The following is a 22,477-nucleotide window of genomic DNA, read 5'->3' as shown; positions in this document are numbered from 1 at the left end:
ATGTTGCCGTTCTGGATCGCCCTGCAATTTCTCAGCAGCCTGCCGGTGCGCCTGCCGGGCATGCCCGAGCCCGAACAACTGGGTCGTTCGCTGCTGTTCTATCCCGTGGTGGGGCTGTTGTTCGGTGGCCTGCTGTGGCTACTCGATGCGCTGCTGCTGGGTACGCCGTCGCTGCTCCATGCCGCACTGTTGCTGACGGCCTGGGTGCTGCTCAGCAGCGGCCTGCACCTCGACGGCCTAGCCGACAGCGCCGACGCCTGGCTCGGCGGTTTCGGTGATCGCGAGCGCACGCTGTTGATCATGAAAGATCCCCGCAGCGGGCCCATCGCGGTGGTCACCCTGGTGTTGGTGCTGCTGCTCAAGTTTGCCGCGCTGCTGGCGTTGATCGAACAGGGGCAAACGTTGGCCTTGATCATCGTGCCGATGCTGGGGCGTGCGGCGTTGCTGGGTCTGTTTCTCACCACACCTTACGTGCGGGCCGGTGGGCTGGGTCAGGCGCTGGCCGATCATTTGCCTCGGCGCGCGGGTGTGTGGGTGTTGTTGGCTTGTGCGTTGGGCTGTGTGCTGGTGGCGGGCTGGGCGGCCGCTAGTGCATTGGCGGTTGCCTTCGCGGTATTCGTCGGCTTGCGGTGGATGATGCTGCGCAGGCTCGGAGGCTGCACCGGGGATACGGCTGGGGCGTTGTTGGAGTTGCTTGAGGTGGCGGTGTTGGTGGCGGTGGTGTTGGGCTGAGTTTGCCTTGGCTACCTGTCAACTCTGACAGTATCGCCTCGTTGAAATCTGGCGCTTAATTCGCTCAAGGCCCGGCTATCGAAGTGTCTGCGGATGGTTGTCTCGATCAAGTGGCTGAATCTATTCCCGACCATGGTTCGCCCATGGCTGAACCTGATTCGAGTCAAGAGTGAGAAAGTGATGACCAAAGCATACAGAACACGTCAAGGTGAAGACGCTCGGCGCGCTTACAAGCGGTCATTGGCAGAGCGAAAAAATCCAGGTGATCTCCCCCCACCCGGTATTCCCGATGCGCTACCCAATGATCCAGATGGGCTGCTTCCGAAGGCTGCGCTCTACGCCCCGATACGAGTGCAAGTTCAACCATTTGCACTGGGCGGCGAGGGGCTTCCAATAGATCCAGACGATACCACTGTGCTAAAGCTACAGTGGCGCCGTTACAACGAGACGGAGTTTCATGACGCCAGCGAGCTTCAAGAGTTCCAGAATGTCGATATCACGTTTCCCCTGCCGCTTGAGATTGCCGTGGACAGATTTGAGGGGTATGAGGGTCAATTCTTTCTTCGTGTATATATTGATGCGTTGTGGAGCGGAAACACTGACTGGTCAAGGGAAGCACCCATTCGCCTGGATAGAACAGCACCTTACGGCCATTTGCCCACCCCCAATGATATCCCTTTGAAGATAGAGCTTACTTCGAGGCCCATCACAACCGCTACCTTGACTGCGCAAAGCGGAGCGGAATGTGAGATTCCAGATTTCGATGATCCTGATAAATCACGGATCATCGTTGCAATAGGTTGGGGCGATGCGCCTCCAGACCCGGATGAAATTATTATCCCCGCCATCTCCGGGCCGTTATTGCCCAGTCGAAAAATGACTGTTCCCCGGGATAAAATCGAACCTTTGGGATCCGGCACGCATTATGTGACCTACGTCTTGATGGATCCCGCAGGCAATATCAGCAAGTTAGCGCGAGTAGAGAGTGTATCTGTTGCCTTGGGTGACCTGCCAACCAACCTGCGGCCACATAGCGTGCCTTTGCACGATGATTCACTCATCAATCGCGCCGATGCCGCTGCCGGAGTAACGGTAGATATTCCTCTCTATGACAATCATGCGCCAGAAGACCTGATCTTTGTCGAGTGGGGCGATACGCTGCTACCGCCTTATCCAGTGGGAGAGGATCCGGATCCGGTCATTTCGATCCGGATAAACTGGGCACGTTTAAAAGCCGAGTATGACTTCGATGCTGGAGGCGTGCAGATCGTTGAGGTCGGGTATCGGGTTGAACGTGCACCGCAGGTAGAGTATCGGCCAAATCCTGCGACGATCGAGATCAATGTCGATTTCTCCAGGACCGGCCCGATCGATCCTGGCGATCCTGATCCCAATCCAGTCAATCCTCTCCTGGATCTGGTGACAGTCTACAGCGACTCAGGCTCTGAAAACGAATTGCCCGAGGCAGACTTCGGCAAGCCAGCAGTGGCCAAGTTCAAGGCGCCGGATCCGATTGTCGATGGCGATACCTTTACCCTGTACTGGCGAGGGGTCGCAGTGGCCGATACCTATGTGTCCGATGGCACGGACCAACCGGACGATGAAATCAGCATCAATATCACCTGGGACGAAATTCTTGCAGGCGGCGCCCATTCACAGCTGCCTGTTTACTATGTGATGAGTCATGCAGACTTTCCGAATAATGACCCGGAGTCCGACGTCACCCATGTCAAGGTCGACGCTATTCGGGTTATTCCCGATGCACCGGTCTTTACTGATATCGGAACGGGGAACACGCTTAATTGCAACCATTTGCGCCTCGTCAATGGAGAGATTGGTTATCGGGTGACTGTTCAGCCGTCGACCTATCTTGAGCCACGTGAAGAGATTGAGTTGCGCTGGAGAGTTTATCGAACGGCGGCTGATGGCGGGACCCCGATTCCCGAGGTGGACAAGACCGAAACTCTAACCATTCCGCCTAATGCACACATAGTTGGCATCCCGTGGTTCATTGAATACGACGATCATGTTCTTCCCGCTGATGCGCTATCGCCCAGCCGTATATCCATGGCCCAAATCGACTACACCACGTCGGTCGATGGTGTGGACAGGCCTTCGGAGAAAACTGAAAAAAGAATGGTTATTGCCTTGGGCTCCGATGGCGTGACTTGCCGCTTGGATGAAGTCATAGCACCTTGAGGGGAGCCATCGCCCCGGGGCATAAAATAATAGCTCCGGGGCAATGGAAGGGCGCTGACCAAGTGATCGAAAGGAGGTTTAAGGAATAATCCTACTGAGAGTAGGATTATTCCTACATAGATTGTCGGGTTCAATCTGTAGTCTGCGGCGCGTCTTCAGTGGTGTCGTACGCAGTTATTGGAAGTTGCCTACGACGCTGGTGTTAAACCGGAATTTCTCGACGGTACTTGCCATGACTTTTGTAAAACCCTTTGCGTTGCGACCGCTGTCACAGGCCTTGAAGCTGCTCTCCATCACACCCTTTCTGATGTTCAGTCAACACACGTTTGCATTGATCATCGACGGTGGCAGCCTGGTTATAGATGGCAGCGCGCCGCTAGACCGCTATACGCTGCGTAACAATGCCCAGCTCACCGCCAATGGTGCGAATACCAGGGACATCCTTGTGCAATCCGGTTCCCAGCTCAACCTGAGCGGTTCTGCTGTGAATGCGACGGGGATCAGCGATGGTGTCAGGCTGTTTGAAAGCGGTGCAACCATTAACGGCAGCACCCTCGTCAGCAGCCGCTCCGGCCTTTCCCTAGGGCATAACATTGGTTCGGGCATGGGTGCCCAAGCCATAGTCGCTGACAGTTCGATTACCGGATCCGATTAATTATGTGGATCCGACGGGGCATAGTCCTTGGGGGGCGCTCTTGCGGCGGTTTAGAGGGGTTTCGCCGGCTGGCAGAGTTACCACTAAATCCGCCTATGTTGAAAACCTTCCCAAGATGCTTGTTTCTAATAGCAAATCCCGTTCAGCAACTTTATATCCTATTGAGAAAAAACATGTTGTGCGTTTGGAGAAAACAGCTAGTTTGCTTGAGTATCGCGCTCAGCATGCCGAGGGAAATACAGTCAGGCAATGGAAGCGCTCGGACGATGCCAAAACTGCACATGAATTCGCCCAGAAAAACGTGGGTAAATTGGGAATTACCAAAGACGCCGCAGCAAATATCAAGTCGCTAGCAAAAGAACAAGTAAAATTAAGTAGGAAAATTAAAGAACTTCGAAAGGAGCAGAATCGTAAGCAGGAGTTTGAGGATAAGGAGCAGCGAAGGCTGGAGGCGTTTAAAAGCGGAAGGATACCGGACCGAGAGAGGCATCAATACAAGAGTGGTTGGTAACGAATATAGAATCAAGTTTTTTGCCCACTCTGCCGAGCAAACCCCATCAGCCCACCATCATGATCAAGCTCCCAACTTGACCATGGCGGTTCCTTTTAGGCTGATGGTTTTTCACTACAATTGAGTTGGGTGGCAATCTGCCTGCCCTTGGATGAGATCGAGGATGGCCCGATTCAGTTCCGTCAGGGGATCGCTCTTATGGTGACCACGACACATCCCGATTGCTGCAGAATTGCCATCTGAGCGCTCAGATCAACCCCTGTTCACGCGCAATCTTGCCCGCGAGATGCCGCGAACTGACGCCGAATTTTCGGCGGATGTTATTGAAGTGATAATTGACGTTGGCTTCGCTGCAATCGACGATCATGGAAATCTCCCAGGAAGATTTGCCGGCTTCGCTCCATTGCAGGAATTCCTTTTCACGTTTGGTGAGTCGAATCGCTTCGGGTTGGTTGCTCTCCGTGGAGGGGTAATGGCCTTGATAGGGCGACGAGTGTCCAGAAATCGCGGTGCTGTGGTACATGAGCGAAACTCCCATTCATCATCAGTGATGGCGTGGGGGCGGCGGAATCTTCCTACTTCTTGATGGCATGGTTCACACGACCCGTCTTCAGGCCCTGAGGCAGGGCTGGAGGCACGGTTTCGTTTATAGCTCGATTCAAACCAGCTGAAACCTGTCAGACATGACAGGTCCTGAATCTCCGCTAGGTGTTATCGGCAAGCCTTTAAGGGAAAAACCTTTGATCTCCATGGCTTTTTCTATGCATGCGAGACGGCGATCAAAAGCCTAAGAACAGACGAAGGGAAGGGCGCGACACGGCTCGCATGGTCAGATTGAATCCGTGGCGAGGGAGCTTGCTCCCGCTTGAGTGCGCAGCGCTGATAAAAAAGGGCTGCTGCGCAACCCAGCGGGAGCAAGCTCCCTCGCCACGAATTCAGTCAATTATTAAGTGCATAGGCGCGCGAATTTTTCATATAGAATTTGCATTCCGCCAACCCCGGGTATATACACGCACCATGCTTCCTTCCCAATGTCTGTGCATCAACCTGCGTCGCGCCGCCCGTGGCGTCAGCAGGTACTACGACGGCGCTCTCGATGGCTTCGGGATCAACGTCGCCCAGTATTCCTTGCTCAATAACCTGGCGCGCCTGGACCAGCCGAGCATCTCATCCCTGGCCGAGGCCATGGGGTTGGACCGCAGCACCCTCGGGCGCAACCTGCGGGTGCTGGAAGGCGAGGGGCTGGTTAAGCTGGCTGAGGGCGACGATTTGCGTAATCGCATCGTCGTGCTCACTGAGGCGGGGCATGCCAGGTTGGCGGCGGCATTGCCGGCCTGGGAAGCGGCGCAACAGAAACTGATCGATAAGCTCGGTGCCGAAAAACGTGCGACCTTGCTGGCCTTGCTGGATGAACTGGCGTGACGCCGGTTCGTCCGATGATAAGTGGGTATATACCCGCGACTGGAGAACAAGAATGACATCGATGTGGCGTACCTGTGGTTGGGTCCTGGTAGGCAGCGCGCTGATCCTGGCGTTATCGCTGGGTGTGCGGCATGGCTTCGGGCTGTTCCTGGCGCCCATGAGTGCCGAGTTCGGCTGGGGCCGTGAGGTGTTCGCCTTCGCCATTGCCTTGCAGAACCTGATCTGGGGCCTGGCGCAGCCTTTCACCGGCGCCTTGGCCGACCGCTTCGGTGCGGCGAAAGTGGTGCTCATCGGCGGGGTTCTTTATGCCGTCGGCTTGGTATTCATGGGCATGGCCGACTCGCCATGGTCCTTGTCGTTGAGTGCGGGGCTGTTGATTGGCATCGGCCTGTCGGGCACGTCTTTCTCGGTGATCCTGGGCGTGGTCGGACGGGCCGTGCCGCCGGAAAAACGCAGCATGGGCATGGGCATCGCCAGTGCTGCCGGTTCCTTCGGCCAGTTCGCCATGCTGCCGGGTACGTTGGGGCTGATTGGTTGGCTCGGTTGGTCGGCGGCCCTGCTGGCGCTGGGGTTGCTGGTGACGTTGATCGTGCCGCTGGTGAGCATGCTCAAGGACGCGCCGTTGCCGGTGGTCGGCCATGAACAAACCCTGGCCGAAGCCTTGCGCGAAGCGTGCAGCCATTCCGGGTTCTGGCTGCTGGCGGTGGGCTTTTTTGTCTGCGGTTTCCAGGTGGTGTTCATCGGCGTGCATTTGCCGGCATACCTGGTGGACCAACACCTGGCGGCCAGCGTCGGCACCACCGTGTTGGCCCTGGTCGGTTTGTTCAATATTTTCGGCACCTATACCGCCGGCTGGCTGGGTGGGCGCATGTCCAAGCCACGCCTGCTGACCGGGTTGTACCTGATGCGGGCGGTGGTGATTGGTTTGTTCCTGTGGCTGCCGGTGACGACCACCACGGCGTACCTGTTCGGCATGGCGATGGGTTTTCTGTGGCTGTCGACGGTGCCGTTGACCAATGGCACGGTGGCGACCCTGTTTGGTGTACGAAATCTCTCGATGTTGGGTGGGATCGTGTTCCTGTTCCACCAGTTGGGCTCGTTCCTCGGTGGTTGGCTGGGCGGGGTGGTGTACGACCGCACCGGCAGCTACGACTTGATCTGGCAGGTGTCGATCCTGCTCAGCCTGTTGGCGGCGGCGTTGAACTGGCCGGTGCGTGAGCGGCCGGTGGCGCGCTTGCAAGTCCAGGTCGGTGCGGCATGAGTCGCGTCGGCCCGTGGTTGATCGCTGTCGGTGCCGGCCTGCTGCTGGCATTTGCCTGGTGGGGTTGGCATCAGGGCGGCTTGGCGTTGATGCAACTGGGCATGGGCACGTGCTGAACAATGGACGGCATCGGACGCGGCGAGTAACGTCGTGGTCTGACACGTTTTTAAGGACATACCGACATGTTGATGCGCTGGTTTGCTGTTCCCGCCCTGTTGCTGGCTGTGACCGGGCAAGTCTGGGCCGCCGACTGCCCGCCGTTGCTGGAGGGTTCGTTGCCCAAGCTGCGGGCCAAGGAAACCGTCGACTTATGCCAGCGCTTCGCCGGCAAGCCCCTGGTGGTGGTCAACACTGCCAGCTTCTGTGGGTTCGCCCCGCAATTCAAAGGCCTTGAGGCGCTCAACCAGCGCTACAAGGACCAAGGCTTGCAAGTGCTGGGCGTGCCGTCCAATGATTTCAAGCAGGAAGCCAAGGACGGGGCAGAAACCGCCAAGGTCTGCTACGTCAATTACGGCGTGACCTTCACCATGACCGAACCACAGCCGGTGCGTGGTGCGGATGCGATACCGCTGTTCAAGCACCTGGCTGAACAATCCGCCGCGCCGAAATGGAATTTCTACAAGTACGTGGTGGACCGCCAGGGTAAAGTCGTTGGCAGCTTTTCCAGTCGGATCAAGCCTGACGATCCGGATTTCATCAAGGCTGTGGAGACGGCCATCGCCTCAAAACCCTGATTGCCCATCACGAAAAAGCCCCGCTTTCCTTACAGAGAGCGGGGCTTTTTTTTTGCTTCAGGTGGCGAGAGGTTCAGGTTCGCCGCGAAGCATTAGAAGCGGTAGGTTGCACCCACACCGAAACCGTTGGCGCTGTTTTCGTATTTGGCGCTGTAGGACTGGCCGAGGGCGTTGCTGCCGCTGACGTTGACTTTTTCTTCCTTGAGGTAGGAATAAGCGACGTCGATGGTCAGGTCTTCGGTCGGGCTCCAGCCGGCGCCCAGGCTGAAGATGGTCCGGTCGCCGGTCGGGATGCGTGGCGAGCGATCGGTGTTGTTAGTCGGCGCCTGGTCGAAGGTCAGGCCGGTACGCAGTACCCACTGCTTGTTCAACTGGTAGGAGGTGCCGATGGCGTAGGCCCAGGTGTCGTGCCAGTTTTGTTCTTCGGTGATGGTGCCGAAAACAGGGTTCACGAAACCGCCGCCAGTGCTGGTGCCTTCGTTTTCCACGGTGATTTCTTTCAGGCGACTCCAGCGAGTCCAGGTACTGCCGGCGTAGACGGTCCAGGCATCATTGATTTGCTGGGTAACCGAAAAGTCCACCGATTCAGGTGTGGTGATGTCCAGCGAAGCGTCGTAGCGTGCGCCACTCAGTACTGGAGGAGGAGTGCCTGCACCTGGGTTCACTTCAGTGTGGCCCTCAAGCTTGTACTTGACCTTGGAATGGTAGGTCAGGCCAACACGAGTGGTGTCCGTTGCCTGGACCAGCACGCCAATGTTGTAGCCGTAGCCGATATCGTCACCCTTGATCTCCACGCCGGCCTCAGGCAGGCCTGGCACGCCGAGCTGCGATTCCAGGGAGCCGGAAATACGGTTGATGGTCGGGCCGAAACCGATCGATACCTTGTCGTTGAAGGCATAGCTGACGGTTGGCTGGAACGTGACGACTTTGACTTCGCTCTTGCTGCCGAAACTCCGGCCCTGGAAACCATTTTCGTAGTCGGTGATCAAGCCGAACGGTGCGTAGACACCCAGGCCGAACGCCCACTGATCATCGATAGGCTTGACGTAGTAACCCATCGGAACGCCAGTGAGCGGAACCATGTCGCCCTTGTTGGTACCGGACTGGGTGCCGCTGGCATCGTCGATGTCGGTGGAGGCATCGATGGCGGCGAAACCACCGGTGACTTGCTGGCGCTTGAGGCGCGACATGCCGGCAGGGTTGCCGAACACGGTGCTGGCGTCATCGGCAGAGGAAGAACGACCTGCGAAACCAGTGCCCATGCCACTGATGCTTTGTTCGTTCAAGGCAAAGCCACTGGCGAAAAGTTGCGTGGATGCCAAGGTAACGGCAAGGCCAAGTGTGGTTTTGAGCATCATTTTTTTCATTGTTAGAACTCCTGGTGATCACCGGGGCGAAAATTACCAACATTTTCGTTCAAGCGCTATAGCCTGGATGGCTTGATTTAGAGCGGTTTTGTAGGACAATCCGACCGGATTCGCGACCGTTGTAGGAACTTTCCAAATTTCCCGTCAGCAAGCGACCTGATTCAGCGGTGAAACACAGCTTTGCCAAGCGCAGGTGAAGTCGCGCAGGCGCCCTTGGGGATGAAAGGTCTGGCGCCAGATGCGGGCCATGCCCAGCAGGTCATCGGCGTCGGGAAGCGCGGGGTTCTGTTCCTCCACCAACAGCCAGGCGATGGCGGTGGCGTAGCGCAGGTTGACGGTCAGTTCCAGGTGCGGGCCGCTGAGAAAGGCGTGCTGGCTGGCCAGGCCGCGCACCAGGCTGGCCCGTTCCGGATCCCGCGCCAGGTAATGGTCCCAAAGTGCCTGGTGTCGGGGCTCTGTGATGCGATACAGGCCATGTCCGCGGCGATCATGCAGGGCTGAGCCCAGGGCGGATTGGCTGGCGGCAATACCCAGCAACAAGGATTCCGCGGTTGCGCTGTGACACTCCAGGTAGAGGAGCGTCGGGCGGATCACATATCGACACAGTTCGCTGGCAGCGATACCCATAAAACCCTCGAAGTGTGAAAGGGGCGGTGCCTGGAGAGTGTGGGCTTGGCAGCAGTGGATCGGTCCAGGCCCCGCCAGAAGCGGATCATGCCGCTTGACTTGAAGTGTAGTGTCATATTCCCGCTGTAAAGGACTGTTTTTAAAACATCTTCGGCGAATGGTTATAACTGTTATATCCCTTGGTGCTTACGCCGTTTCGCTTTATCGAGAAATTTCGGACAATAAAAAGCCCCGCCTTATGGGCGGGGCCTTGGGCGTTTCAGCCTTTCTGGCGTCTCAGGCAACCAGTGCCTGACGGGTACGCTCGATCACGGCCTGCAGCGGTTCGGCGCTGGAGTACTGGTCGGGGTACAGGCGTTCGCTGTGACGGGCGATGCCGTGTTCGTTGACCAGCGTGAAGCTGAAGCAGCCTTTGCGAGCGGCCATGATCAGGCAGTTCATTGGAGCAAAAGCGTTGGTTAGGGTGCGGATGGCATCCTGTGTCTGGATTTGAGTAGACATGTTATGGGTGTTCCTACAAATGACACGGTTAAGAACCGTGCAACGTTAAAACGTTCCAGTAACGTCGACCACCATTGGTCGAACGAAGAACCCGACTGGAACAAAGCAGCCAGTTTGAGCGCTATATAAAGTGCGCGCTTGGGCTGGCAGGTAGGTACTTAGGAGGGCAGGCAACACATCGAGGGCAAAGGTTCTGGGCCCGGGGTGAAGATCCTGATCAATTTTGCAGGTTGGTTCGGTCAGAGTAATGAGCCTGGCAACACCCTTCGCATTCGATCGAAGGCTGTGTTGGCGCAAGGTTTACCTGGAAACCATCGAGGGGGTCGGTCTCCTTTTTTCGGTGAGCGTCCTTTGGAGGATGGCTGACCGCGGAGATGTGTTCGACCCGGAATTGACTTTCAGCTTGGTACTAACGCCGCGGATACTAACGGATTGAATCTGTGAAGGGAAGGGTGTTGATTAAAAAATATTCAAATGAGCCATGGCAGCAAGTCGGGCATGGCCTGTGGCGAGGGAGCTTGCTCCCGCTGGGCTGCGCAGCAGCCCCAAAAGAAAGGGCCGCTGCGCGCTGGAGCGCCAGCCCGGCCCAACGGGAGCAAGCTCCCTCGCCACGTGTTGGTTTTCAACCCGATCCAAGGACGAAGGAGTAGCACGGGATCCCAACGACTGCTGGTGTGGTCAGGTTACCCACGCGTCGCCCATGGCCTCAGGTTATCCCCAGCTTCATACCGCCAGATGCGCCAAAAAATCGCAGCGTTATAACCCGTTCAGCTGTTACTTGTGCACACTCGCCGCACCACTTGTCACCTTACTGTCATGTCGAAACAATCCGGGGTGGGTGCCTGTATCCAAAATTTAAGTCAATGAAAAACATCGCTTTTTTTTACTGGTGAAAAAATCGTCAGTTTAAGCGCAGGCCCCGTTCCACAGGGCTTTGCGCGACTTCAGGGTGGGTTGTCCACTGACTTATCCACAGCTTCTGTGGATTGTCCCAAGCGCTTGCTCTAGCACGGGCGTGCCGGTTTTTTTTCGGCTTTACCCGTACGAAAAAAGGAGTAAAGTGGCGCGCCTTCCGATCTGTCCCACAGTGTTTTATGAAGTTTCGCTCAGTATCAAATCCTGTTACTTCCGCACCCTCTGGTGTTACCCCACCCAAGCGTATGTCGATGCGGGTGGCTGAGTGGCTGCTCGACAGCCCGCGGCTCGGGGACAGCCCCAGCGTCAAGCACTTGGCCGGTCGTTTGCTCAAGCAACCGGCCCGTGAAGGCGTGGTGGCTGCGCAAAGTCGTCTCGGGCAGTTGATGTGCCGTGAATGCGGCAACGCTCGGGATCGACGCATCGGCCACGACCTGCTGCGCCAGGCCGCCCGGGCCGGCGATGATCGTGCCCGCCGGGCCCTCGGTGAAATCGAAGACTGAAATCGCAGACTGCGCTGGGCAACCCCCAGCCGCTTGGTTAACCTTCGGGCTTTATTTGATCGGCAGGAATTGTCATGGCTATGGATTTGACCAGCCTGTTGTTTGGCCTGGCAGGCGCCGCGGTGCCGTTGCTGGCACTGGCCTGGCACCTGCAACGCCAAGCCGCCACTGCCCAGACCGAATTGGCTCTGCTGGAAGAGCGCCTGGCCACGGCCCACATGGCCCACGATGGCCTCAACGCCCAGCTCGATGCCTGCCGCGACGAGATCAGCGACCTGAGCCAGGCCAACGCCGCCAAGCAAGCGGAGCTTGCCGCGGCCTGTCGCGAAGTCGATTTGCTGCAGATCGAGCGCGACAATGCGCGGGATGCGGCCCACGCCTGGAACCTTGAACGCGCCAACAAGGAAGCCGAGCTGCGCCGGCTCGATGCCCAGGCGGCATCGTTGCAGGCCGAACTGCGCGAGCAACAGGAAAGTCATCAGCAACGCCTGGATGACCTGCAAGGTTCGCGAGATGAGCTGCGGGCACAGTTCGCCGAGCTTGCTGGAAAGATCTTCGATGAGCGTGAGCAACGCTTCGCCGAAACCAGCCAGCAACGCCTGGGCCAGTTGCTCGATCCGCTGAAAGAGCGCATCCAGTCCTTCGAAAAACGCGTTGAAGAAAGTTATCAGGCCGAGGCCCGGGAGCGTTTCTCCCTGGGCAAGGAACTGGAGCGCCTGCAACAACTCAACCTGCGCCTGAGCGACGAGGCCACCAACCTCACCCGCGCGCTCAAGGGCCAGAAAACCCAGGGCAACTGGGGCGAACTGATCCTGGAGCGGGTGCTTGAACATGCCGGCCTGGAGAAGGGCCGCGAGTACCAGACCCAAGTCAGCCTCAAAGGCCCGGACGGCGAGCGTTTCCAGCCGGACGTGTTGATTTACCTGCCGGGCGACAAGCAAGTGGTGGTCGATTCCAAGGTCAGCCTCACCGCCTACCAGCAGTACGTGGCGGCTGAAGATGACGCCATTGGCCAACTCGCTCTCAAGCAACATGTGCTGTCGTTGCGAACTCACGTCAAAGGCTTGGCCGGCAAGGACTACAAGCGCCTGGACGGTTTGCACAGCCTGGATTTCGTGTTGTTGTTCGTGCCGATCGAAGCGGCGTTTTCCGCAGCCCTGCAAGCCGAGCCGAACCTGTTCCAGGAAGCCTTCGACCGCAACATCGTGATCGTCAGCCCGACCACGCTGCTGGCGACACTACGGGTGATCGACAGCTTGTGGAAGCAGGAACGCCAGAGCCAGAACGCCCGGGAAATTGCCGAACGGGCCGGGTGGCTGTATGACAAATTCGTTTTGTTTATCCAGGATCTGGACGAGATTGGCAGTCGCTTGCAGCAGTTGGACAAAGCCTACAGCGCAGCGCGCAACAAACTGACGGAAGGGCGCGGCAACCTGATCAGCCGCAGCGAACAACTCAAGCTGCTCGGCGCCCGGGCCAGCAAGAGCTTGCCCAGCGAACTGCTCGAACGGGCGATGACCGATGCGGATGGGCTGCCGGAGTTGCCGGAAGAAGCCAGCGAGAAAACCCAGGGCTGAAGCGAACCCAAAGCTGAAGCCGCCTCCGGGCTGAAACAGATCTCAAGGCAAAAACAGCACCCTGTGGCGAGGGAGCTTGCTCCCGCTGGGCTGCGCAGCGGCCCTCTTTTTTGTGAGTGCTGCGCACTCAAGCGGGAGCAAGCTCCCTCGCCACAGGAGCTATCATTTGCCGAAGTTACAACGGCAAATGCCGACTCAACAACGCCCGCAACGCCGCCGGCTTCACCGGCTTGGCCAGGTAATCCAGGCCCGCCGCATGCACCAGTGCCACCGTCTCGGGCCGACCATCGGCGCTGATCACCACGCCCGGCACCGGTTCTCCCATGCGCGTGCGCAACCAGGCCATCAGTTCGGTTCCGGTCTCGCCGTCGTCCAGATGAAAGTCCACCAGCGCCAGTTGCGGTCGGCCGCCCTGGGCCAGCCAACGCTCGCATTCCTCGCGGTTGCGCGCCGTCCACACCTGGCAACCCCAGCGCGTCAGCAGGCTGTTCATGCCGATCAGGATGCTGTCTTCGTTATCGACGCACAGCACCTGCGCGCCGCTTGGCAAATGACCGTTGGGCTCGGTCACGGCGCTCGGAGCGACGGCTTGCGTCTGGGCCAAGGGAACGCTGACGCTGAATACGCTGCCACGCCCCGGCCAGGAGCGCACCTGCAGGCTATGGCCCAGCACGCGACAGAGCCCGTCGGCGATGGCCAGGCCCAGCCCCAAGCCTTTTTCGGCGCGGGTCTGGTGGCTGTCCAGGCGCTTGAACTCTTCGAATATGACCTGCAGCTTGTCCTCGGCGATGCCCGGCCCGCGGTCCCAGACCTCCAGGCACAACTCGCCTTTGCGCCGGCGCACGCCCAGCAGTACTGGGCCCTTGGCGTAGCGGAACGCGTTGGTCAGGAAGTTCTGCAAAATACGTCGTAGCAGCTTTATATCGCTGTCCACGCGCAGGGATGAGCCGCGAACCCGGAACTTCAAGCCTTGTTCCTGGGCCAGCGCCGTGAACTCTGCACCGAGGGTATCGAACAGGTCGTTGAGGGCGAAGGGCTTGCGGTCGGGGTTGATCTTGCCGTTTTCCAGGCGGGAGATATCCAGCAGGTCGGTGATCAAGTCTTCCGCCGAGCGCAGCGAACTGTCCAGGTGGTGCACCAGTTGCCGGGCCTCGCTCGGCAACGCGTCGTGCTGGTGGGACAACGCTGCGGAGAACAAGCGCGCGGCGTTGAGCGGTTGCATCAGGTCGTGGCTGACCGCGGCCAGGAACCGGGTCTTGGACTGATAAGCCGCTTCGGCGGTGCCCTTGGCGTCGGTCAGGGCCAGGTTCAGTTGGGACAATTCCCGCGTGCGTTCGGCCACCCGTTGCTCCAGCCCCTCGTTGGCTTCCGTCAACGCCTGGGCGGCCTCGCGGAAGGCGGTGATGTCGGTGAAGCTCATGACGAAACCACCACCGGGCATGGGGTTGCCGATCAGCTCGATGACGCGGCCGTTGGGGAACAGTCGCTCGGAGGTATGGGCGCGGCCCTGGCGCATCCAGTGCAGGCGCCTGGCGACGTGAACTTCCGCCTCGCCCGGTCCACAGAGGCCACGTTCGGCGTTGTAGCGGATGATGTCGGCAATGGGCCGGCCGACACTGATCAAGCCGTCCGGGTAGTTGAACAGTTCCAGGTAGCGACGATTCCATGCCACCAGCCTGAGGGACTGGTCGACCACGCTGATGCCCTGGCTGATGTTTTCGATGGCGCCTTGCAGCAGGGCGCGGTTGAACTGCAGCACTTCCGACGCTTCGTCCGCGATCCGGACCACGTCTTCAAGCTGCATTTCCCGACCTTCAATAGCGGCTTTTACCACGGCGCGTGTCGAAGAGGCGCCGAGTACACCGGCCAGCAGGCGTTCGGTGTGGGCGATCCATTCGCTGTCGGCGTTCTGGTTGGGGTTGAAGCCTTTGCCTTGGCGGTAGGCAAAGCGGATGAAACTTTGCCGCGCCCGTTCTTCACCGACGAAACGCGCGGCCAGTTGCAACAGGTCTTCGATGTGCACCGCCAGCATCGAGCGGGGATTGGGGCGGGCGCTGATTTCCTGGCCGATGAAGCGCCCGGCCTGCCAGTGCTCCGAGACGCGTGTACGCGACAGCACGGACACCCAGGCAAACAGCGTGAAGTTGCCGGCCAGGGACAGGACCACCCCTTGGGTCAGCGGGGTAATCGGCAGGTTCAGCGGATTGCCGTGCAACCAGGCCAGGCCCGGGAAGGTGCTGAGCGACCAGCCCAGGCTGTGGGCGGCGATCGGCAGGACCAAGGTGTAGAACCACAGGAAGATCCCCGTGGCGAGGCCGGCGAATACGCCGCGGCGGTTGGCCTGTTTCCAGTACAGCGCACCGAGCATGGCCGGGGCCAGTTGGGTCACGGCAGCGAAGGCGATCTGGCCGATGGTCGCCAGGCTCGCCGTCGAACCCAGCAGACGGTAACTGACGTAGGCCAGCAACAGGATCACCACGATGCTCACTCGGCGCACCGAGAGCATCCACTGGCGGAACACCTCGAAAGGGCGTTCGGCGGCGTTGCGGCGCAGCAGCCACGGCAACAACATGTCGTTGGAAACCATGGTCGATAGCGCCACGCTGGCGACGATCACCATGCCGGTGGCCGCCGAGGCGCCGCCGATGAACGCCAGCACGGCCAGGGCCGGGTGGGCCTGGGCCAGCGGCAGGCTGATGACGAACGAGTCCGGCAGCACCGAGCTGGGCAGCATCATCTGCCCGGCGAGGGCGATGGGCACCACGAACAGCGCGGCCAGGGCCAGGTAGGCGGGGAACACCCATTTGGCCAGGCGCAAGTCCTGGGGCTCGATGTTTTCCACCACGGTCACGTGGAACTGCCGCGGCAAGCAGATGATCGCCATCATCGCCACTCCGGTCTGTACCACCATGGACGGCCAGTTGATGGTTTCTTTCCAGTATTGCTCCAGGCGTGGGGCGAGCATCGCCTGATTGAACAGGTCGTCGAAGCCGTCATACAGGCCGTACGTGACGAACGCACCGACTGCCAGGAAGGCAAACAATTTGACCAGGGATTCGAAGGCAATCGCCAACACCATGCCGCGGTGGTGTTCGGTGGCGTCCAGGTTGCGGGTACCGAACACGATGGTAAACAGTGCCAGGATCAGCGAGACGATCAGCGCGGTGTCCTGGGCGCGGGTGCCCATGGCATCGGCGCCGGCGCCGATCAACAGGTTTACCCCGAGCACGATGCCCTTGAGTTGCAAGGCAATGTACGGCAGCACGCCGACCAGGCAGATCAGCGCGACCACCACCGCCAGGGATTGGGATTTGCCGTAGCGGGCGGCGATGAAGTCGGCGATGGAGGTGATGTTCTCCTGCTTGCTGATCATCACCATTTTCTGCAGCACCCACGGCGCGAACACCAGCAGCAGGATCGGCCCGAGGTAGATCGGCAGGAATGACCAGAGCTGTTCGGCGGCCTGGCCCACGGCGCCAAAGAACGTCCAACTGGTGCAATAGACCGCCAGCGACAGGCTGTAGACCCAGGCCCGCACCCGTGGCGGCAGCGGCGTGCTGCGCCGGTCGCCGTAGAAGGCGATGGCGAACATGATGGCCATATAGGCCAGGGCGACAACGGCGATCAGCCCGCTGGACAACGACATGGAAACTCCCCGACAAAGACACCGGGGCTTGAGCCCGGCAGGACAGTCTCGCATGCCCGCTCGGGTTCGTCAGTGTCGACCAAGGTCGAGGCGTGGTGGGGTGTCGCAGGTGGGGGAGTACTCGGGTTATTGGGTGTTCTTTCGGGCCTCTTCGCGAGCAGGCTCGCTCCAACATTGGATCTGTGGTGGATACAAATCTTGTGTCCACTGGAGAACCATGTGGGAGCGAGCCTGCTCGCGAAAGCGCTGGGTCAGCTTGCATCAATATTGAATGTGCCACCGTCTTCGCGAGCAAGCTCGCTCCCACAGGGATCCGGGATGAACACTCTTTCTAAGAGCGCCCATGAAACCCATGTGGGAGCGAGCTTGCTCGCGATGGCGGCCTTACTGACCCAACGCAATATCCACCAACCGGTGCAGCTCTTCTACCGCCAACGGCGCGGTGGCAAAGAGTATGCGGAACACCGTCGGCGCCACCACCACATTGATCAGCCGCTCGACGCCCGGATTGGGTTCATCGGGGTAGCGGTCCAGGATGATCTGCAACTGCCGGCTGATGATCCCCACGCAATACCCCGGCGTGGCGCAGGCCTGGATGTCGCGCATCATGTTGCGGCCGGGCTCGGAACTCATTTCGTCCAGGTACTGCTCGGCCCAGGCGCGCAGGTCGCCGCGCAAACTGCCAGTGTCTGCCGGCTCGCCGTCTGGGCGCATGCGGGCGATGGCGACGTCGGCCAGCAGCGCCGGCAGATCGCCCCAGCGCCGATAAATGGTGGACGGCGTCACCCCGGCGCGCGCAGCGATTTGCGGCACGGTCAGGGTCGCGCGGTCCTGCTCTTGCAACAGGGCACGGACCGCCGAATGAATCGATTCCTGGACCCGGGCGCTTCGACCGCCGGGGCGTAAACCTTCTTTAATAGCCATGCGTCAGACCTTAACACAAAGAATTTGCTTTAAGCTCACACCGGTAGCACACTCCGCAAAAGCAAAAAATTAGCTTTTGTGACTGTTCCTGTGGAGCGTGCCCATGTCCCGTCCAGCTTCGACCCGCGCCAGCCTGATCTTCCTGGCGCTCACCTTGCTCGGCTTTCTCGCGGCGTCCAGTGCGCCGACGCCGTTGTATCACCTCTACCAGGAACAGTTGCGGTTTTCCCCGGCTGTCCTGACGCTGATTTTCGGCGTGTACGCCTTCAGTCTGCTGGCGGCCTTGCTGACCGTGGGGTCGCTGTCGGATTACCTGGGCCGCAAACCGGTGATCTTCGTGGCGCTGTTGCTCAACATCGTGGCAATGCTGCTGTTTATCAGCGCCGACAGCATTGCCTGGTTGATCAGTGCCCGGTTGATCCAGGGGTTCGCCACCGGCATGGCCACCAGTGTGCTGGGGGCGGCCTTGCTGGATTTCGACCGTCGCCAAGGCCCGCTGATCACCAGCGTTGCGCCGCTGTTGGGCATGGCGTGCGGGGCCCTGGGCTGTGGCCTGTTGGCCGAGTTCGCACCGTTGCCGTTGCAACTGACGTACTGGCTGCTGCTGGGGTTATTCCTGGCCCAGGCCATTTATCTCTGGCGCTTGGAAGAAAGCGTCAGCCCACAGCCCGGCGCCTGGCAGTCGTTGCGCCCGACCTTGCACGTGCCGCGGCAGGCACGGCAAGCCTTGTGGCGAGTTCTGCCATTGGACCTGGCGGCCTGGGCGGTAGGCGGTTTCTACTTGTCACTGGCGCCGTCCTTGGTGCGGGCGGCCACCGGATCGACGTCCAACCTGATCGGTGGCGCATTGGTGGCGGTGCTGACCCTCAGCGGCGCGTTCGCCATCTATCTGTTGCGCAACCAGGAGGCGGATAAAATGTTGCGCCCGTCCGCGAGCCTGCTGATGATCGGCCTGGCATTGGTGCTGGTGGCGGTGCATGGCGCCAGCTTGCCGTTGTTCTTTATCGGCACGCTGATCACTGGCGGCGGTTTCGGTGCCGGTTTCCTCGGGGCGTTGCGCAGTCTCATGCCGCTGGCCTTGCCCCATGAACGAGCCGGCTTGATGTCGGCCTTTTATGTCCTCAGTTACCTGGCTTTCAGCCTGCCGTCGTTGCTGGCGGGGAACCTGACGCGGGTGTTCGGCCTGATCCCGACGACCGATGGTTATGGCGCGGTGTTGATTGTGTTGTGTGCCGCTGCACTGCTGGGGTTACGCCAATCGATCAAGCCGCTCAGCGATGGCGTTCGGCCTTGAAGCCGAGCATGCAGGTGCCGCCGGCAGTGGGTTAGTCTTGGCACCTCAACCTGCTTACGGACGGACCCCTTGAAAATCATTCGCAGCAAATCCTTCACCGGTGACCGTGCCTGGGCGGCGCTCGATATCGCCAACATGAACGGCATCACCACGCGCCTGCACTGGACCGACCAGCCGTACAAATGGCACATCAACGACGGCCAGGAAGTTTTCGTGGTGCTCGATGGGCAAGTGCGGATGTGCTATCGGGAAGAGGGTGTCGAAAAGGCAGCCCTGCTGGACGTTGGGGACATTTTCTACGCCTCGGTGGGCACCGAGCATGTCGCCAAGCCTTTGGGCGAAGCGCGAATCCTGGTGATCGAAACCGAGGGCAGCGTCTGACGCTTATCTGTAAAACAGATTACATATAGAGAAATTACCCGTTATATAGATATTCGACCCCGCTCTAGCATGGCTCTACCTCATCCGAGGACAGGAGTTCGCCATGACATGCTGTGCCGCCAAAAACCGCTTGCGCCCGCTGAGCCATTTGCCCAGGCCGCTGGAAGCCATTCGCCAATTCACACCTAACTGGTTCGCCGTGACCATGGGCACCGGTGTGCTGGCGCTGGCCTTGGCGCAATGGCCGGCGCAGATGCCGGGCCTGCGCGCCTTGGGCGAAGGGTTGTGGTTGTTCAACACGCTGTTGTTCGTGGTGTTCGCCCTCATGTACACGGCCCGTTGGGTGCTGTTCTTCGACGAAGCGCGACGGATTTTCGGCCATTCGACGGTCTCGATGTTTTTCGGCACCATTCCCATGGGGCTGGCGACCCTCATCAACGGCTTTCTGATCTTTGGGTTGCCGCGCTGGGGGGAGGGCGTGGTGGCGGTGGCCGAGGCGTTATGGTGGATCGACGTGGCCATGTCGCTGGCCTGTGGCGTGCTGATCCCCTTCTTGATGTTCACTCGCCAGGAACACCGGATCGACCAGATGACCGCCGTGTGGTTGTTGCCGGTGGTAGCCGCCGAAGTCGCGGCGGCCAGCGGCGGGCTGTTGGCGCCGCATCTGGCCGACGTCCATGGGCAACTGGTCATGCTGGTGACCAGCTACGTGCTCTGGGCCTTTTCCCTGCCGGTGGCGTTCAGCATCCTGACGATTCTGCTGTTGCGCATGGCCCTGCACAAACTGCCTCACGAGAATATGGCCGCCTCGAGCTGGCTGGCCCTCGGCCCGATTGGCACCGGTGCCCTGGGCATGTTGCTGCTGGGCAACGATGCCCCGCTGATTTTTGCCGCCAATGGCCTGCCCGGCGTGGGCGACATCGCCGCCGGCTTGGGCCTGGTGGCCGGCATCACGCTGTGGGGCCTGGGGTTGTGGTGGATGTTGATGGCGCTGCTGATCACCGCGCGCTATTTGCGCGAAGGCATTCCCTTCAACCTCGGCTGGTGGGGCTTTACCTTTCCCCTGGGCGTGTACGCGCTGACGACGCTGAAGCTTTCCGAGCTGCTGGGCCTGGGTTTCTTCGGCGTGTTCGGTGCTGTGCTGGTGGCCATGCTGGTGGTGATGTGGCTGATCGTTGGGCGGCGTACGGTGCTGGGCGCCTGGCACGGTGAGCTGTTTGTGTCGCCCTGCATTGCAGGGCTGGCGAAATAATCGCTAAAGACAGGTAATGTGTGGCCTGGATCGAAAAACGTTCATTCCAATAAGCGTCCACGCCACTCAGGAACATGGAAGATGAGTCACCCTTCGCAGTTCACCTTGCTTCGCACGCGGCGTTTTCTGCCGTTCTTCATCACGCAGTCCTTGGGCGCGTTCAACGACAACATTTTCAAGCAGTCGCTGATTCTCGCCATCCTCTACAAATTGACCATCGAAGGCGACCGCTCGATCTGGGTCAACCTCTGCGCGCTGCTGTTCATCCTGCCATTCTTTCTGTTCTCGGCATTGGCGGGGCAGTTCGGGGAAAAATTCGCCAAGGACGCGTTGATTCGCCTGATCAAGCTTGGCGAAATCGCCATCATGGCGGTGGGCGCGGTGGGTTTCCTGTTCGATCACTTGTGGCTGATGCTGCTGGCGCTGTTCGCCATGGGCACGCATTCGGCGTTGTTCGGTCCGGTGAAGTATTCGATCTTGCCGCAGGCCTTGCGTGAAGATGAGTTGGTCGGCGGCAACGGCTTGGTGGAGATGGGCACGTTCCTGGCGATCCTCGCAGGCACCATTGGCGCCGGGATCATGATGTCCTCGGCGCATTACGCCCCGGTGGTGGCTAGCGCGATCATCGGCATCGCCGTGCTCGGTTACCTGGCCAGTCGCAGCATTCCGCGCGCGGCGGCGGCCTCGCCGCAAATGCGTCTGAACTGGAACATCTTCAGCCAATCCTGGGCCACCCTGAAATTGGGGTTGGGGCAAACCCCGGCGGTGTCCCGGTCGATTGTCGGCAACTCCTGGTTCTGGTTCGTCGGGGCGATTTACCTGACGCAGATTCCCGCCTATGCCAAGGAGTGGATGCACGGCGACGAAACCGTGGTGACCCTGATCCTCACGGTGTTCTCGGTGGGGATAGCGTTGGGTTCGATGCTGTGTGAAAAGCTTTCCGGGCGCAAAGTCGAGATCGGCCTGGTGCCGTTCGGTTCGTTCGGTTTGACCGTGTTTGGCCTGCTGTTGTGGTGGCATTCCGGTGGGATTCCCGCCAGCGTCGAGGGCCACGGTTGGCTTGAAGTGCTCGGTTTCGGCCATGCCTGGCTGGTGTTGATCGACATCCTCGGATTGGGCGTCTTTGGCGGTTTCTACATCGTGCCGCTGTATGCGCTGATCCAGTCGCGCACCGTGGAGAACGAGCGGGCGCGGGTGATTGCTGCCAACAATATTCTCAACGCGTTGTTCATGGTGGTCTCGGCGATTGTCTCCATCGTGTTGCTGAGCCTGGCCAAGCTGTCGATCCCGCAGCTGTTCCTGGTGGTGTCATTGCTCAACATCGGCGTCAACGCCTACATCTTCAAGATCGTCCCCGAGTTCAGCATGCGTTTCATGATCTGGCTGCTGAGCCATTCCATGTACCGCGTGGAGCATCGCAACCTGGAGTCGATACCGGATGAAGGCGCAGCGCTGCTGGTCTGCAATCACGTGTCCTTCGTCGATGCCTTGCTGATTGGCGGCGCGGTGCGTCGGCCGATTCGCTTCGTGATGTACTACAAGATCTACAACCTGCCGGTGCTGAATTTCATCTTCCGCACCGCCGGCACCATCCCGATTGCCGGGCGCCAGGAAGATATCCATATCTATGAAAAAGCCTTCAAGCGAATTGCCCAATACTTGAAGGACGGCGAGCTGGTGTGCATTTTCCCTGAAGGAAAACTGACCGCTGACGGTGAGATCAATGAGTTCAAGAGTGGACTGACGCGCATCCTCCAGGAAACGCCGGTGCCAGTGATTCCCCTGGCGCTGCAGGGGTTGTGGGGCAGTTTCTTCAGTCGCGACCCGGCCAAGGGGCTGTTTCGCCGGTTCTGGTCGCGGGTGACGTTGGTGGCGGGTTCGGCGGTGGACGTCGAGGCGGCAACGCCTTCGAGTTTGCAGGCGTTGGTGGGGGATTTGCGTGGGACTGTCAGGTAACTGCTGACTTTGAGGGCCCC

19 protein-coding genes are annotated in these 22,477 nt (G+C 59.7%); 13 read left to right on the top strand and 6 right to left on the bottom strand.

From position 1 onward, the window contains the following. The 4 genes from J3P85_RS22005 (at position 1) to J3P85_RS21990 (ending at position 4,097) form a co-directional block, all read left to right on the top strand. Entirely contained in the window at positions 1-732 is a 732-nt protein-coding gene (locus J3P85_RS22005; RefSeq protein WP_434703494.1) for an adenosylcobinamide-GDP ribazoletransferase, read from the top strand. 93 nt (positions 733-825) lie between these two features. After that, positions 826-2,931, top strand: a complete 2,106-nt coding sequence (locus J3P85_RS22000) for a hypothetical protein (protein WP_434703493.1) — start codon at positions 826-828, stop codon at positions 2,929-2,931. Positions 2,932-3,163: 232 nt separating this feature from the next. Next, positions 3,164-3,586 carry a hypothetical protein gene (locus tag J3P85_RS21995; protein WP_434703492.1) on the top strand — a complete coding sequence of 141 codons (423 nt, stop codon included), beginning with the start codon at positions 3,164-3,166 and terminating at the stop codon, positions 3,584-3,586. A 115-nt stretch (positions 3,587-3,701) separates the two neighbouring features. After that, positions 3,702-4,097 (top strand): hypothetical protein, encoded by a 396-nt coding sequence (locus J3P85_RS21990; protein ID WP_434703491.1) that lies wholly within the window; start codon positions 3,702-3,704, stop codon positions 4,095-4,097. A gap of 247 nt (positions 4,098-4,344) precedes the next feature. Here J3P85_RS21990 and J3P85_RS21985 read toward each other — a convergent pair whose 3' ends face one another. Then, a complete protein-coding gene (locus tag J3P85_RS21985; RefSeq protein WP_434703489.1) occupies positions 4,345-4,620 on the bottom strand; it encodes a helix-turn-helix transcriptional regulator in 276 nt (91 codons plus the stop codon). Positions 4,621-5,114: 494 nt separating this feature from the next. Here J3P85_RS21985 and J3P85_RS21980 point away from each other — a divergent pair, with 494 nt between their 5' ends. From J3P85_RS21980 to J3P85_RS21970, 3 genes are all read left to right on the top strand, one after another. After that, entirely contained in the window at positions 5,115-5,519 is a 405-nt protein-coding gene (locus J3P85_RS21980; protein ID WP_186709897.1) for a MarR family winged helix-turn-helix transcriptional regulator, read from the top strand. Positions 5,520-5,571: 52 nt separating this feature from the next. Continuing rightward, positions 5,572-6,780: an MFS transporter gene (locus J3P85_RS21975; RefSeq protein WP_434703487.1), complete on the top strand. Its 1,209-nt coding sequence runs from the start codon at positions 5,572-5,574 to the stop codon at positions 6,778-6,780. A 182-nt stretch (positions 6,781-6,962) separates the two neighbouring features. Continuing rightward, complete coding sequence (locus J3P85_RS21970; RefSeq protein ID WP_186709893.1) at positions 6,963-7,514, top strand: glutathione peroxidase; 552 nt, start codon at positions 6,963-6,965, stop codon at positions 7,512-7,514. Positions 7,515-7,606: 92 nt separating this feature from the next. On the opposite strand, the gene J3P85_RS21965 is transcribed toward J3P85_RS21970, so the two are convergent. From J3P85_RS21965 to J3P85_RS21955, 3 genes are all read right to left on the bottom strand, one after another. After that, on the bottom strand, positions 7,607-8,881 hold the full coding sequence (locus J3P85_RS21965; protein ID WP_434574628.1) for an OmpP1/FadL family transporter: 1,275 nt from the start codon (positions 8,879-8,881) through the stop codon (positions 7,607-7,609). Positions 8,882-9,025: 144 nt separating this feature from the next. Continuing rightward, a complete protein-coding gene (locus J3P85_RS21960) occupies positions 9,026-9,508 on the bottom strand; it encodes a hypothetical protein (protein WP_434703486.1) in 483 nt (160 codons plus the stop codon). Between the two features lie 276 nt (positions 9,509-9,784). Beyond that, positions 9,785-10,009, bottom strand: a complete 225-nt coding sequence (locus J3P85_RS21955) for a hypothetical protein (protein ID WP_008051046.1) — start codon at positions 10,007-10,009, stop codon at positions 9,785-9,787. A gap of 1,094 nt (positions 10,010-11,103) precedes the next feature. On the opposite strand from J3P85_RS21955, the gene J3P85_RS21950 reads away from it, so the two are divergent. Then, the gene (locus tag J3P85_RS21950; protein ID WP_186728746.1) at positions 11,104-11,427 is read left to right on the top strand and encodes a sel1 repeat family protein; all 324 of its coding nucleotides are present in this window, start codon (positions 11,104-11,106) and stop codon (positions 11,425-11,427) included. A gap of 188 nt (positions 11,428-11,615) precedes the next feature. Then, the gene (rmuC, locus tag J3P85_RS21945; RefSeq protein WP_186728854.1) at positions 11,616-13,004 is read left to right on the top strand and encodes a DNA recombination protein RmuC; all 1,389 of its coding nucleotides are present in this window, start codon (positions 11,616-11,618) and stop codon (positions 13,002-13,004) included. 175 nt (positions 13,005-13,179) lie between these two features. On the opposite strand, the gene J3P85_RS21940 is transcribed toward rmuC, so the two are convergent. Next, positions 13,180-16,650, bottom strand: a complete 3,471-nt coding sequence (locus tag J3P85_RS21940) for a hybrid sensor histidine kinase/response regulator (protein WP_434703485.1) — start codon at positions 16,648-16,650, stop codon at positions 13,180-13,182. Between the two features lie 384 nt (positions 16,651-17,034). Further along, complete coding sequence (locus J3P85_RS21935) at positions 17,035-17,574, bottom strand: TetR/AcrR family transcriptional regulator (protein WP_434703484.1); 540 nt, start codon at positions 17,572-17,574, stop codon at positions 17,035-17,037. Positions 17,575-17,677: 103 nt separating this feature from the next. On the opposite strand from J3P85_RS21935, the gene J3P85_RS21930 reads away from it, so the two are divergent. From J3P85_RS21930 to J3P85_RS21915, 4 genes are all read left to right on the top strand, one after another. After that, the gene (locus J3P85_RS21930; RefSeq protein WP_434703483.1) at positions 17,678-18,868 is read left to right on the top strand and encodes an MFS transporter; all 1,191 of its coding nucleotides are present in this window, start codon (positions 17,678-17,680) and stop codon (positions 18,866-18,868) included. A gap of 69 nt (positions 18,869-18,937) precedes the next feature. After that, a complete protein-coding gene (locus J3P85_RS21925) occupies positions 18,938-19,249 on the top strand; it encodes a cupin (protein ID WP_434703481.1) in 312 nt (103 codons plus the stop codon). A 103-nt stretch (positions 19,250-19,352) separates the two neighbouring features. Further along, positions 19,353-20,501 carry a TDT family transporter gene (locus tag J3P85_RS21920; protein WP_434703479.1) on the top strand — a complete coding sequence of 383 codons (1,149 nt, stop codon included), beginning with the start codon at positions 19,353-19,355 and terminating at the stop codon, positions 20,499-20,501. Positions 20,502-20,582: 81 nt separating this feature from the next. Then, positions 20,583-22,457 (top strand): MFS transporter, encoded by a 1,875-nt coding sequence (locus J3P85_RS21915; protein WP_434703478.1) that lies wholly within the window; start codon positions 20,583-20,585, stop codon positions 22,455-22,457. The last annotated feature ends 20 nt before the right edge of the window (positions 22,458-22,477 follow it).

It is taken from the genome of Pseudomonas sp. Z1-12 (assembly GCF_051132015.1).
GTDB lineage: Bacteria > Pseudomonadota > Gammaproteobacteria > Pseudomonadales > Pseudomonadaceae > Aquipseudomonas > Aquipseudomonas zanjanensis.
The sequence above is the reverse complement of the archived record's forward strand: the minus strand, read 5'-3'. Positions and strand labels throughout refer to the sequence as shown.